This is a genomic window from Gordonibacter sp. 28C (genome assembly GCF_003339845.1).
Taxonomy (GTDB): domain Bacteria; phylum Actinomycetota; class Coriobacteriia; order Coriobacteriales; family Eggerthellaceae; genus Gordonibacter.
Genome location: NZ_PPTR01000011.1, coordinates 95,298 through 107,832, shown reverse-complemented (window position 1 = coordinate 107,832; position 12,535 = coordinate 95,298). Strand labels below are relative to the sequence as shown.

5 protein-coding genes are annotated in these 12,535 nt (G+C 63.2%); all 5 read right to left on the bottom strand.

From position 1 onward, the window contains the following. Positions 1–6: 6 nt before the first annotated feature. Entirely contained in the window at positions 7–1,539 is a 1,533-nt protein-coding gene (locus C1878_RS12915; protein WP_114602032.1) for a 2-isopropylmalate synthase, read from the bottom strand. A 212-nt stretch (positions 1,540–1,751) separates the two neighbouring features. Beyond that, a complete protein-coding gene (locus C1878_RS12910; protein ID WP_147272948.1) occupies positions 1,752–7,295 on the bottom strand; it encodes an MBG domain-containing protein in 5,544 nt (1,847 codons plus the stop codon). A 388-nt stretch (positions 7,296–7,683) separates the two neighbouring features. Continuing rightward, a complete protein-coding gene (locus C1878_RS12905; RefSeq protein WP_158539811.1) occupies positions 7,684–8,484 on the bottom strand; it encodes a carboxypeptidase regulatory-like domain-containing protein in 801 nt (266 codons plus the stop codon). A gap of 27 nt (positions 8,485–8,511) precedes the next feature. After that, positions 8,512–11,193 (bottom strand): molybdopterin-dependent oxidoreductase, encoded by a 2,682-nt coding sequence (locus C1878_RS12900; protein WP_114602029.1) that lies wholly within the window; start codon positions 11,191–11,193, stop codon positions 8,512–8,514. A 155-nt stretch (positions 11,194–11,348) separates the two neighbouring features. Beyond that, the gene (locus C1878_RS12895; protein ID WP_114602028.1) at positions 11,349–12,308 is read right to left on the bottom strand and encodes a LysR family transcriptional regulator; all 960 of its coding nucleotides are present in this window, start codon (positions 12,306–12,308) and stop codon (positions 11,349–11,351) included. Between the last annotated feature and the right edge of the window lie 227 nt (positions 12,309–12,535).

Below are 12,535 nucleotides of genomic sequence, written 5' to 3'. Positions count from 1 at the left end.
AAGACCCTAGCCGCGCTTCTCCTGCTTGTCGTTGAGCAAGCGGTTGAGGGCGTTCAGGTACGCCTTCGTGGACGACACCACGATGTCGCCGTCGGCGCCGCGGCCCGTGTAGATGTCGCCTGCCGGGTCGGTCACGCGGATGGTTACCTCGCCCAGCGCGTCGATGCCGCGCGTGACGGACTGAACGGCGAACTCGGTGAGGTCGTTGTCCACCTGCACGATCTTGTTCACGGCCTTGCACATGGCGTCGATGGGGCCCGTGCCGTACTCGCATGCCGTGACCGTCTGGTCGGCGGCGTTCTTCAGCGTGACGGTGGCCGTAGGCGTGAGCGGGAAGCCGCAGCTGATCTGCACGCCCTCAAGGGTGTAGAGCGCGCTCTCGTTGCGGTCGCGCTCGTTCACGAGGCTCTCCAGGTCCTCGTCGTACACTTCCTTCTTCTTGTCGGCCAGGTTGAGGAACGCCTCGTACACCTGGTCGAGCGCCTCGCCCTCCAGCTCGTAGCCAAGCTCCTCCAGACGGTGCTTGAGCGCCGCATGGCCCGAGCGCGCCGTGAGCACGATCTGGCTCGTGCCGGCGCCCACGTCGGCCGGGTCGATGATCTCGTAGGTGTCGCGCTTCTTCAGCACGCCGTCCTGATGGATGCCCGACGAGTGCGCGAAGGCGTTCGCGCCCACGATGGCCTTGTTGGCCTGCACGTTCATGCCGGTGATGGACGACACGAGGCGGCTCGCCTTACAGAACTCGCGCGTGTTGACGTCGGTGTGGGCGTCCAGCTCGTCGCCGTGCATCTTGATGGCCATGACCACTTCCTCCATGGCCGTGTTGCCCGCGCGCTCGCCCAAGCCGTTGATGGTGCACTCGATCTGCGAGGCGCCGTTCTTCACGCCGGCCATGGCCAGCGCCGTGGCCATGCCGAGGTCGTTGTGGCAGTGCACGGCGATCTTCACGTTCTCGATCCCGTTCACGCCCTCCACCAGGTACTTGATACGCTGACCGAACTCCTCGGGCAGCGAGTAGCCCGTCGTGTCGGGGATGTTCACCACGGTGGCGCCGGCGTCAACGACGGCCTGGATGACGCGCACGAGGAAGTTGTAGTCGGAGCGGCCCGCGTCCTCGGCGTAGAACTGCACGTCCTCCACGTACTTCTTGGCGTACTTCACGCATTTGACGGCGCGTTCGACGCACTCGTCCTCGGAAATGCGCAGCTTGTCGCGCAGGTGGCTGGGGCTCACGCCCAAGCCCGTGTGGATGCGGGGGCGCTTGGCGTACTTGAGCGCGTCGGCGGCCGAGTCGATGTCCTTCTCAACGGCGCGCGTGAGGCCGCACACGACGGCCTGGTCGCCCGCGAGCTCGGCGATGCGGCGCACGGACTCGAAATCGCCGGGGCTCGAGATGGGGAAGCCGGCCTCGATGACGTCCACGTTCAGACGCAGCAGCTGACGCGCGACCACCAGCTTCTCCTCGGTGTTCATGGATGCGCCCGGCGACTGCTCGCCGTCGCGCAGCGTGGTGTCGAAAATGTCGATCTTGCGCGTCATGTGCGTACGTCCTTTCCGTCACGTGCCCGTCGCCATCGCACCCGGTGGAAACCATAGACGACAAGCGGCTCAATTTGGTTTGACTATCATAGCAAATATGCCCAGCACCGCGCTTGGGATTCGCCATCGCCCGCCGGAAAAACGGGAAGCGCGGCCGATACGGAAAACGGCCCGCCGCGGAAGTGCGCGGCGGGCCGTTCGACGCCCGGTTCCTACTTCGACGCGCGCCGCCTGCGGGCTGCGAGCGCGACGGCCGCCGTCGCTGCGGCGGATGCCAGCGCCAGGCCAGCCGCGACCGGTGCGGCCGCGTCGCCCGTGCGCACGGGCGCCGTCGGCGCGGAAGCGTCGCCGCCGTCCGTCCCGGCGGCCTCGGTCGCAACGGACGCGGGCTCGAACACCGGCTCGTCCGCATTCGTGTCCGGGCCGAACCGCCACGCGCCCTCCCCCGCGCCGACCAGCCGCGCGCCATAGCGGCTGTACAGCGCCTCGCCGTCGACCGCAAGACGGTAGAACGTCCCTGCTTCGAGCGCCCGCGGCAGTACCAGCCTTGCAACCAAGCCGTCATCTGAAATCCGCACCTGCGGGCCGTTCGCGTCGAGGCGGGCCAGCTCGGCGCCGTCGAGCGCGAGCACCGCGAAGAACCCGCGGCCCCGCTCCACGGGCTGGCTGAACGTCAGCTCGAGCGTCGCGGTGGCCGGATCGTAGGAGACCGACCCGTTCGAGAGCGAGAGCCGCGTCAGCGTGAGCGGCGCCGTGCACACGTTGAGCGGCACCTCCTTCTTCGACGTGTACGCGCCCGTCGACGACTTCTTCACCTCGATGGTCTCGAGCACGGTTTGCGGCGTATCGCTCGTGATGGTGAGCGAGGCCTTCCACTCAGCGCTTCTCTGGTCGCGTATGCGATCGTAGCCGTCGCGCCCGTCCGGCGCGATGGTGACGGGGCCCACGTACCAATCGTCGTGGCCGTTGCCGCCCTTCTCGCCGCTGACGGCGAAACGCCCCTCCGCGCTGTCCTGTGTCACCGTGAGCGTGCCGGGGAGCAAGGTGATGTCGTAGCAGTCGTCGCTTGCACTGTAGAAGGCGATCTCATGCGTGCCAAGCTCCCACCAGCTGGAGATGCGCGGTGCGCCGACGGCGTCGATCACGTCGGGCGTCTCGCCGTTCACCAGCCCTTCCACCGTATACGTGTAGTCCGGCTCGTCCTCGCCGTACAGAATGGCCTGATCGTCGGCCTTGATGGTGCAAGGGGCCTTCTCGATGGTGAGGTGGCCTTCGAAGCACCCGTGATCGTCGGTCACGCCGTTCGCCGTGTAGTACGGTTCGTCTATCTTGATGCTGACCAGGTAAGGCTCGTCGCTCGGCACCGTCGGCGGCACCTCCGTCCAGTCCCAATGCCCGTCGAAGCCGTACCAGTACCGCACCGTGTAGTACGGGTTGCCGGGAAGCTCCAGATCGAAGGCCGTCGGCTTGCCCGTGTAGGTCTTCGTCTGCACGAGATCGTCGGGCGTGATGTCCACGATGCGGTTCTCGATGCGCGGCCACGGGTAGCCCTCGCGCTCGGCCAGCACGGCGGGCGCGGGGAAGTTCATGACCTGCGCGGGCGCGCCGTCGGAGGCGGCGCCTTCGTTCGCCCGCGTCCGCCAATTCGCCGGCTCCGAGAACTCAAGCGCGGACAACGCGTCTTCGCCGGTCATATCGACGATGGAAAGCCCGCTCACGTTGACGTACTTGTCGTCCTGCATGGAGCCGCTGTGGGACATAAGCGCTCCTTCGACCTGCATGTTCGCCTCCGTTGCGTACCAGCAGTTCTCCACCTCGCCCGGCAGTCCCGACGAGTAGGACGCGATGCCGCCGGCGTAGCTCGTCTCGATGGCGGGCGCGGTCACGCGCCCGCCGCTGTAGCAGTCTTTGATCGTGCCGTGCGCGTAGTAGCGGCCCACGATGCCGCCCACGTAGGCATACTCCTGCTCCTCGGCGGAAACCCCGCCGATGTTGAGGCTCTCGGTCACAGAGCTGTGGGCGTAGGAGTAGTCCATCTCGCCCACGACGCCGCCCACCTCGTTTCTGCCACGCACCTGGGCATGGTTGGCGCACCCCTTGATCCTCGACGAGCCGCCCGAAGTCGGGCCGTGCAAGGTTCCCGCGACGCCGCCAACCCCTTCGCCACCTGTCACCTTGCCGGTGTTGTACGAAGCGTACACGCCGTCGATGCAGGAGATGGAGCCGACGAGGCCGCCGGTCGAATCGCCGCCCGTCACGCTGGCCGTGTTCGAGCCGGACTCGATCCGCGCGCCGTCGCCCTCCGCGCGACCGACCAGGCCGCCGGTCGAGTAGCCGCCCGTCACCTTGCCGTCGTTCGCGGCAGAACGCACGGCGGCGTTTGCAGCGGTCATGTCGCCCACGATGCCGCCCGCGCGCTCGCCGCCGCTGATGGCGCCGGAGTTCGAACACCCGTCCAGCACGGCGCCTTCGCCCTCGACCTGGCCCGCCACGCCGCCGATCCCCACGGGCCCCTTCGCCTCCTCGTTGACGGTCACGGCGGCGTCGTTGGCACATGCGGACAAGGTCGCGCGCGCACCCGTCACGAGCCCGAATATGCCGCCCACGGCGCTGTCGCCGCGCACCGGTGTCGTGTTCGTGTACGACGCAAGTGCGAAGTCGTCTGCCGCCAGCTCTCCGACGAAACCGCCGGTCGCGTCATGCCCGACAACCTTTCCGCTGCAGGAAACGTCTCCCAGATGCGCGTCCACGCCCGACAGCCGCCCGACGACGCCGCCGATCTTGCCGCTCCAGCAGGAGACGAGGCCGTCGTGGGAAGCCCCTTCCACCTGCGCGTTCGCACCCGACAGGCCGCCCACGAGCCCGCCGGTCGTCGAGGCGCCGTAAACCTCGCCAACGCACGAGCAGTTCGTTATCTGCGCGTTCGCACCGGACAGCTCCCCCACCAAGCCGCCCGTCATATCCTCGCTTTGAATCCTGCAGCGCGCGGTGCAATCGGAAATCCGCGCGTCGTCGCCCGCAAGCTTTCCCACCAGGCCGCCCGTGTAATCGTGGCCCCACAGCTGGTCCGTCTCGACGTTGCAATCCCGAACAAGCAGCCGATCGCCCGTCACCGCGCCCACCAGGCCGCCCACGCCGTCGGCATGCGGCGCCATGATGTCCTCCTCGCACGCGCACGCGCGGATGAGCACGTCGTCGCCGGACACGAGTCCCGCCACGCCGCCGGCCATGCTGCCTTCGGGCATCGCGCTGCCTATGCAGTTGTACAGCATCGCGTTGCTGCGGACCTCGCCCGCAAGGGAGCCGCATGGTTCGCTGTCGAGATGCGGAACGCCGTCCACCTTCACGTTCATGATCCTGCCGCCGTCGAGCACGGCCGCCAATCCGGCCATGTCGTACGACAGCGTGACGGTATGCCCCATGCCGTCGAATTTGCCGCGATACCCCTGCGCGCCGCCCAACCCGGCGAACGCCGTGCCCAGGTAGATATCGTTTGCCAGCACGTAGTTCTGATCGGGATGATGCTCGGCCTCAAGCAGATCGTCTGCGGTGTAGAGGAAGGCGAACTCCTCGAACACCGGCGTCGTCGAACCGTCGAGTTCTTGGCTCTCGAAGTCGTGCCGCGACACGATGCCGGAGTATCCGACGCCGAGCGCGGCCGCCGCCCCGCCCGGCGCGAACGGGGCCAACAGCGGATAGCAGCGCAGCTCGAACGCGCCGTCGTGGGATGTCGAGCGCGCGCTCGTGTACGACCACCGGCTGTCGCCCAGCTCGTCGCGCAAGCCCTCTTCCAGCATCTGGTCGGTCGTGCGCCCCTCGACGCGGACGTCGTTGTTGTTGGTCGGGTTGTCGCCCACCGGGGAGAGGCTCACGCGGTCGGCGTTGTAGTACAGATCGCTCAGGCGGGAGTTCCCCGTGCTCTTGTTGCGCGCGCCGACGAACGCTCCCACGTCGTCCGAGCCCGAGACGCCGCCCGCCACGTAGCAATCGCTCAGGCTGCGCGGCTGGGGCGTGTCCGTCATGTCGCCCGCGATGCCGCCCACCGCGTTTTCGCCTTCCACGTCGCCCGTGGAGTAGCAGTACGCGATATCCGCGCTCGCGTCGCCTGCGACGCCGCCCACCCGCAGGTTGCCGCGCACGTCGCCCTCGCTGAAGCAATCCTCCAGATAGTGTCCGCTCAGATAGCCCACCACACCGCCGCAGCCCGTACCGGTTCCCGTCACGGCGCCGTAGTTGGCGCACAGGCCGAGCGCGTGGTCCAACCCGATGGGCACCTTGAAGATCACCTTCGAGGCCGAGGTGCTGCCCGCGATGCCGCCCACGTTGTCCGCGCCGCTCACGTCGCCGTCGTTCAAAAGCGACTGGGCCATGCCGAACGTCTTGTTGTCGCCGATCACGCCGCCGACTTCCGAGCGGCCCTGCACGGCGCCGTGGTTCACGCACAGCAAGACGCCGGCGTTGTTGGTGCCTGCGATGCCGCCCACGCCGTCGCCCGTGCCCGACACGGCGCCGTGGTTCACGCACCCCGTGACGTAGCAGTCGTAATCGATCTCGGGGCTGATGCTGCCCACGATGCCGCCGACCGAGCCGTCGCCCGACACGGTGCCGTGGTTCTCGCAGTTCTCCAGAACGCCCTTGCCGTCCAAATGCGCCAGGATGCCGCCCGTCAACGAGTTGTTGTCGGAGCTGGTGTTCGCCACGGCGCCGTAGTTCGCGCAGTTGACCGCACGCGCATCGTCGTTGAAGTAGAGGAAGCAGCCGGCCGCGTCGGCAGCCGTGCCCGTGATGTTCCCGTAATTGACGCAGTTCTCGAAAACCGCCTTGCCCTCCGCGCGGGTTGCGATGCCCGCACCCTGCCCCTCGAGGTCGAGATGGCTTTCGCAGGACGCGATGCGGCCCGACGACGACAGCGCGATGCCGCCGACGGTCGTTCCCTGCAAATCGCCGTCCGCGGTGCAGCCTTCGATGACGCCGCCGGCCTCGTTGAGGCACGCGATGCCGCCCACCAGGCCCACCGGCCCGATGGCGCAGTCCAGCTTCACGTTGCGGATGGTGCCGCTGTTCTCGTACGCCAGCGCCGAGGCGTACATGACGGCGGCAGGTTCGAGGGAATTGGACGTGGTGACCGCTCCGGTTATGAGCAGGTTCTCGATCAGGCCGGCGTTCTTGCGGAACATCGACAGGAAGGAGATGCCGGCGTCGGCCGTCCCGCGCACGAAGCGAACGTCCATCGCGAGATCGATTTGCGCGCCGTTGCCGTCGAAGCGCCCGGTGAACGTCGCGTCGATGGGAGCGAAATCGGACTTCATCCGATACACCCCGGAGGCGAGGTAGTAGTTCGCGTCGGCCGGGTACGCGGGGTCTTTTCCGACCATCGCCAGCTCGACGTTGGTTTGGATGACGATAGTCTCCAGCGGGCCGCTCCCGTCGCCGAAATCGTGCTGCTTCTTCGTGGGAGCGCTCGCGCCGAGGGCGTTGGAAGCCGCGTTCGCGGCGTCTTCAGACGACGACGGGGCCTCGCCGGGCACCGGGTTCTCGGGCGCGGGCTTGGCTGCGCCGTCGACTGCGGGTTCGTCCGTCGCCTCCGGCGGGGTCTCGCCGGGCGCCGTCCCGCCGGTTGGGGCTTCGCTGGAAATCGTCTCGCCAGCCGGGGGCGTCGCCCCGGGCTCCTCGGCGAAGGCGGCTGCGGGCACGAGCCCCAGCGCCAAAGCCAGCGCCATCGCCATCGAAAACGCGCGCTTCCCCCTAGTTTCCATGCGACCACCCCGTTCACGTCGAGCCGTCCGAAGTCGTCCGCACGAACACGGCCAGCCTGCGCGGCACGGGCGATATCGGCTATGGGATAAGTGTACGTCGCATCGTGACCAGGGCGCGGATCCGTACCTGCCAGATCGGCCCCATTCGTGCCAGAACCGCCGCACCTGCGGCAAAATGTCCTGATTGGGGACTGTCCCCAATCAGGACATGTTCAGCACTTGCACTATCGGAACAACGGCCGCTACCAGGTCGGTCTAAAGGGAATGGCCCCGGTGCGATACCGAGGCCATTCGATCAGAGCCGCTTGAGAACTTTATGCAACCGTCCAACATTCGGGGTCTCGTTCGTTTCGATGCAGTCCCGCGACAAGAACGTTGTTTCGTGTGCCTAGGCGGACTTTTCCAAGAGAATCATTCCCGCATTGCAATCGGCTTCCTTGGTGGATGCGGTCTGTTCCCGAGAAGCATACCCTGCAGCCGAGACCGTCAGGCGGTAATCCGCCTCCTTCAGGTTTCTGAACCAGAAGTCGCCGAATTCGTCGGTTGCCGTCTCCAGGGCCTCGAAAGAACCGTCAAGAGGCTCCAGGGACACCTTCGCCCCTATGACCACCTCGTCGGCTGCGTCGTCGATGACCTGCCCCGCGACCCAGCGCTTGGGAAGATTGAGGTAATAGACGTTCGATTCGGGGTCGAGCTTCTCCGCCTTACCGATCTCTTCCGCGAATTCGCTTTCGTCGCCGAAGCGCAAGCCTCCTATAGGGCAGGCATCGACGCAGCGCGGAACGTTCCAGCCATCGTCTATCAGATGAGCGCAACCGGTGCATCCCTGGGGGATCTCCAGCGCCTCGTTCCAATACACGCCCTCGAATTTGTCCGCTAGGTCCTTGCGGCCTTTCGCCTTCTCCGGATCGATGACGATCAGCCCGTCATCCCTATCCATGAGCAGTTCAGGGGCGTAGTCCTTGATGGCATCGCTTTGAGCGCCGATGATCGGCGTGTACGTGATATTGACCTTCGGGACGCTTCCGTGCACCTCTTCTTGCACCTTGCACCAGAATTGCCCCGTGTCCGGTTGCCCCGCGGCATACGGAAGCCAAGCGGTACCGCAGTGCTCGTCCTTGCAGGCAATTTGACAGCTATGGCAGCCATTGCACCTATCAACGTCTACTACAAACACTTTCTTGGACATGTTCCCATCCTCTCCACAGAGCCTCATTTAAGCTCGAACGATTTTTGTGCTGGCGAGAGCGCCCTCGGACTTGTCGAACGGTCGATTGAACTCCTCGGGGTATTTCTCGGCCAGTTCGAAAACATCGGCCTTTTCGATTCCGACGAGGAAGCCGTTGGTCACTTCGCCGGGCGCGTTCTTGGAAGTCGTCGCGCTTGGGCAGATGAGGTTGTTCGCGCCGCCGCGATCGAGTCCGCCCGTGCCGAGGACGATGCCGTCCACACGCGCTCCATGGTCCTGGCTCAAAACGTTCTCGCGGATGCGCTCGGTTATCATCGCCCCGCCCAAAACGCTGCCGCGTTCGTTGTACAGACGAACGATGTCACCGTTCTCGATGCCAAGCCTTTCGGCATCGCGCGGGTTGATCCAAACGGGTTCGTACTGGTACCCGTCAGGCCCCGTGACCTTGCACGTCGCAATCTCGCGGAACCAGGTGATGTCGTCTCCCTGCGCATGAACGCGCCAGCGAGGATGATTCGACATGAGCAAGAAAGGATAGTCCTTGGCCCGATCGCTCGACAGGCGCTCTTTATGCTCGTCGGACTCTTCGATCCAATGCGGAACCTCAGGTCGCTCAGGGTCGTTCGGCCAGTGCTCATGGATGCTCAACGAGTAGAACTCGATCTTGCCCGTTGGCGTTTCAAGCGGGTTGTTCTCGGGGTCTTCGTAGAACGCGCGCATGCCGATAGGATCGCTTTTCCAATCGGCTTCGTCCTTGAAGCGAATCGGCAGATAACCCTTTTCCTGGAATTTCTCGAAGGGCATATGCTCGCTGCATCCGCCGAATTCGTAACCGACGCGCTTCATCGTTTCAAACGACGGCTCGCCCATGATGTGGCCTACCTGGTCGGGCGCTATCTGTCCGCCCGACTTGCCGGCAACGGCGCCTTTCAAATCGGGGGAATAGCACCACTCTTCCATAAGCTCTTCCGCCATGCCGAGCTTTTCCGCGATAGCCAAAACGGCTTCCGCATCGGTCTTGGCCTCGCCAAGCGGATCGATCGCCGGCAGCTCGTCGACCACCATGTCGTTTTCACCGCATTGGAACGAAGTCCCGATGTCGTCCTGCTCGAATTTGGTCGAGATGGGCAAAATGATGTCGGCGAACAGCGTGTCGTTCTCCATCCAAGGATGCTGCACAAGGTAGAACTCTATCGACTCGTCGCGCAGGGCCTCTTGCATGGTGTTTCCGCCGTTCCAGCATGTCGACCAGCAAGGAGTGTCCGTCCAGATCATATGGATGCGCTCGGCACCTGGAAGCGGGAACTCGTAGTCGACGTACTGGTCCTCCAGCGGCATGTTGCACACGACGCGTCCCGGCCACGAAAGCTTTTCCCCTTCGGGCATGAGGATTGCCTTCGGAACCAGCGTTTGCGGGATGAAGCTCGTGAGGTACGTTCCTTGGACATGCCCGGAATAAGCCGCCCACATGAAGGTGCCCCACTCGCCCTTGGGAAGCGAGTTCAAGCCCTCCATGCCGAACAACCCCCACTCGATGAACTTGAACATCGTGCGACCGGGAGCCCCCACGCCCTGCATCGCGAGAAGAGCGACCTCTAAACGTGCGGGCTCCGTCGAGAAGCAGCTGCGGATGTATCCGCCGCCGTTGCAGTGGGCGGTCGAGACGTTGTGCCTTGCCCAATAGCGCGCAAGCGCCTTGATCTCCGCCGCCGGAACGCCGCATTTCGACTCTGCCCACCGAGGGGTTTTGGGGATGCCGTCCTCGCCGCCCATGACGTAGCGCTCGAACCAATCGAATCCCTCGGTATGCGTTGCGACGTACTCTTTTTCGTACGTTCCCTCTTCGATCCAGGTATAGGCTACTCCAAGCCAAAGGGCAGCGTCGGTGTTCGGAAGCGGGGTTATCCACTTGTCCGCATGGATCGCCGCACCGTAGTTGAGGTCCGGGCAAATGTATATCTGTTTGATGCCGATCTCAGACCAGAAATAGCTGATCTTGGAGGCCATGAAGCCGCCCCAGCCCCACGGAGTGGTCTCGGGATCGCAACCGACGCAGATAACGGCGTCGGCGTTTTCGCTGATATCCCAAAGCGTGTTCTCCTGCAAGGCCTGCTGGCCGAGCGGATTCATGCCCCACATGTGCTTGGCTCCCCAATACCAGCCTTCCCAGCTGTCCGGCTGCCTTGCTTGGAGGGTGAAGCCGCCCATCAGGCCCATGAGGCGGGTGTTGCAGCCATGGCTTGCATGTATGACCTTTGTTTCGCCATGACCGTCGCCCTGGCAAAGAATCGAGTAATTCCCGTACGTGTCTATGACGCGGCGAATCTCATCGGCGCAAATCTGGGTCGCCTCGTCCCAGCTGATGCGCTCGTACTTCGAGATGCCGCGGTTTTGCGGATTCCTCTCGCCCTGAGGATCCCAATCCACGCGCTTGAGCGGGTAAGGAACGCGGTTCGGAGAATAGACGCGCTTCTTGTAGGCAAGCGCCATGGGCGACACTGTAGTGGTCATGCCGCTCGTAAGGGTATGGCCCCTCACCTCGATCTTCCATGGATTGATCTCGTCTTCGGTGTATTCCTCCTCGAAATGCACGGGGCGGATGCGGGCGATCTTGCCGTCTTTGACATCGACGGCAGCCGTATTGCTGCCCGACGCGAATCCGCACCACCCTGTGGTCTTGTAGACCGTTTTATCCTGCGTGCTTGCCATGGCCTCCTCTTTTCTCTCATCCAATGAGCAAAGGGATTCGCTCGTTGGGTTCCTGAAAAAAGCCTAGAGCACGCGGGGCTTTTTCATCCCCGTTCTTTGCTTAACAATAGTTAAGCAAATCTAAAGGCTGCCGATATGGCGAGTCGCATCAGGGTCTATTCGTCGCTCTTTTCGACGGATTTTTTAATCACGAGATTCGAAGACGCGCTGAATTGAAGCAATTTCGGAATGATCGATATAGCCGATGCCGTCTGCGCCCCTTTTTTCAGCGTTTTCAAAAGGGGCTCGAGTTTTTTGGCTTTCACGGTTGGATACATGACGAGTATGGATCGCCATATTTCCGGCTCTACCAGTGGCAGATGCCGTTTCTTCGAAAGCATGTTCAGGGGCGCGGTCATAAGAGACGATCGAAAATGTATCACATCCGGGTTGACCATGGCGGCAAAATATTCTTCCGAGCTGAGCTCGTTAACGTTTTCCTGCTTCATGTCTATTTCATCGAGGAATTCATGATACCAGGAGCTCACACCGTCAAGGTCGGATGGAACGGTAACCCGCAAGTCGGTTATCTCGTCGCAGGCAATCGATTCTTTGTCCGAAAGAGGGGAATTGTTCGGAAGGGATACGAAAAGCTGCTCTCTCGTTAATTCAAAGGATTCAAAACCAGGTATCGAACGAGGTTTTGAGAGAAATACGAAATCGAACGCTCCCTTTATCAAGTCCGATAGAAGCGCGGGCTCGTCGTCGATCACCACCTGGAAATTCAAATCCGGATGAGCGTTGGCCACATACACCATCTCCGAATTCGCCAACGTCGGATAAAAGGACCCGACCATTATCGTTTGCGCATCGATTCGCTTCCGACGTGCTATCTCCTCCTCGATCTCGTTCGCGAGAAAAAGGATTCTTTCAGCGCGGTCGAGCACGATTTTCCCATAAAGAGTCGGTTTCAGGGGAGAATGCGTGCGATCGATGAGCGTGCATCCCAATTCAGATTCGAGCTTCTTGATGTTTTGGCTCAGGGCGGACTGCGAAATATAGAAGTTATCAGCAGCGACCTTCATTGAGCCGCTGTGGATCGTGTTCACAAACAAATTCAATTGGAATAGATTCATCGGCGATCCCCCCCCCCCCGCACAAAACAAACTTCATTCTTGCACAAAGGATTCCACCTTTGCAAGCATGCGGATCTGCGGCGGATGGCGAATTCGAACAAAGGCGGCGACGAGCGCGCCCCATGCCTTCTTCGTTCGTTTCATCTGCCTTTCTATGAAACAGGGCGGCTCCTCTCCGGAACCGCCCTTCTCGCCTTCGCAGTCATTCAGGTCTGCGCGATTGGCCG